Annotated in this window: 1 protein-coding gene; it reads left to right on the top strand. The window is 60.9% G+C overall.

Features of this window, described 5'->3' with window-relative positions; all coding sequences use genetic code 11:
* The first annotated feature begins 73 nt into the window (after positions 1 to 73).
* Positions 74 to 1629 (top strand): IS3 family transposase gene (locus H162_RS0129665; protein WP_229452334.1). Its coding sequence is split into 2 segments (ribosomal slippage): positions 74 to 536 and positions 536 to 1629, totalling 1557 coding nucleotides; the frame shifts between segments, so codons are not numbered across the junction.
* Positions 1630 to 1660 lie beyond the last annotated feature (31 nt).

The raw sequence follows: 1660 nt of genomic DNA, 5'->3' as shown, positions 1-1660 counted from the left end.
CCCCCGGTGTCAGAATAGTTGTCGCGTCACCTGATGAAGTAAAACGATATCGGGGACGGGCAAGAGAGATCGTGTGAAGCAGTATTCAGCAGAACGGAAAGAAGCGCTGTTGCGGCAGATGATGCCGCCGCAGAACAGGCCGGTGTCGGAGCTGGCCCGCGAGAGCGGGATCACGGAGCAGACCCTTTATACTTGGCGCCGTCAACTTCGTAATCAAGGAACAGCGGTGCCAGGTAGTGGGAAAAATGCCGAGGAATGGACCTCGGAAGACAAGTTCGCGGTGGTGCTTGAAACCGCAGCGCTGAATGCGGCCGAGCTGGCGGAATACTGCCGCCGCAAGGGGCTGTTCGCGGAGCAGGTCGCTGCATGGCGTGCCGCCTGCATGTCGGCCAATGCCCACACTCCCCAGCAGGCACGTGGCCAGCAGGCGCAGTCGAAGGAAGACAAGAAGCGGATCCGGCAATTGGAGAAGGACCTGCAACGCAAGGAGAAAGCGCTGGCCGAAGCGGCGGCGCTGCTGATCCTTCGAAAAAAAGCCCAGGCGATCTGGGGGGACAAAGAGGAAGACTGACCAGCGTCCCAGATCGCCTGTTATGTGTAGAGCTGATCCGTGAAGCGGTAGCGGCAGGCTGTCGTCTTGAACCTGCGTGCGCCGAGTTGGAGATCAGTGTGCGCACGTTCCAGCGCTGGGTGTGCGACGGTGACGATGCCGTGAAGGCCGACAGCCGCACGACCAGCATCCGACCTACGCCGGCCAACAAGTTGAGCGAGGACGAGCGCGCCCAGATTCTGGCCGTTGCCAACAGCGAGGAATTTGCCAGCCTGCCACCCAGTCAGATCGTGCCGACGCTGGCCGACCGGGGCGTGTTTGTCGCCTCCGAGTCCAGCTTCTATAGGGTGTTGAAAGCGGCGGCGCAGCAGCATCACCGAGGGCGGGCAAAAAAGCCTGCCAAGCGAGCTGCAACCAGCCACTGCGCCACCGGTCCGAACACGGTTTGGAGCTGGGATATCACCTGGATGCCGGCAGCGGTGAAAGGTCAGTTTTATTACTGGTACATGGTGCTCGACGTCTTCAGCCGCAAGATCGTTGGCCATGAAGTGCATGTGGCGGAATCGGCGGAACTGGCGTCACTGCTGATGCGCCGGACCAGCCTGGCCGAAGGGCTGGCGGGCCGTCCACTGGTTCTGCATTCGGACAATGGGAGCGCCATGAAGGGTTCCACCATGCTCGCCACGCTGGAACAGTTGGGCGTGACGCCGTCGTTTAGCCGGCCGCGCGTGAGCAACGATAATGCCTACGCGGAGTCGCTGTTCCGAACCTGCAAATATCGCCCGGACTATCCGAGCAAGCCGTTTGGGAGCCTGGATGAAGCGCGGGTGTGGACACAGAAATTCGTACGCTGGTACAACCAGGAACACAAGCACAGCAGCCTGAAATTCGTGACGCCGGCGCAGCGCCACACTGGTCAGGATGCGGCGATTCTGGCGTGCCGCGAGAAGGTCTATCGAGACGCCAGAAACAGCAATCCGGGGCGCTGGTCGCGCGGCACGAGGAATTGGAAGCTGGAAGACCAGGTCTGGTTGAATCCGGAACGGATTCGGCCAGAAGCACTACAGCAAGTAGCTTGAGGTGACGCGACAACTACGTTGACAAACGCCG

It is taken from the genome of Massilia niastensis DSM 21313 (assembly GCF_000382345.1).
Classification (GTDB): domain Bacteria; phylum Pseudomonadota; class Gammaproteobacteria; order Burkholderiales; family Burkholderiaceae_D; genus Telluria; species Telluria niastensis.
The sequence above is the reverse complement of the archived record's forward strand: the minus strand, read 5'-3'. Positions and strand labels throughout refer to the sequence as shown.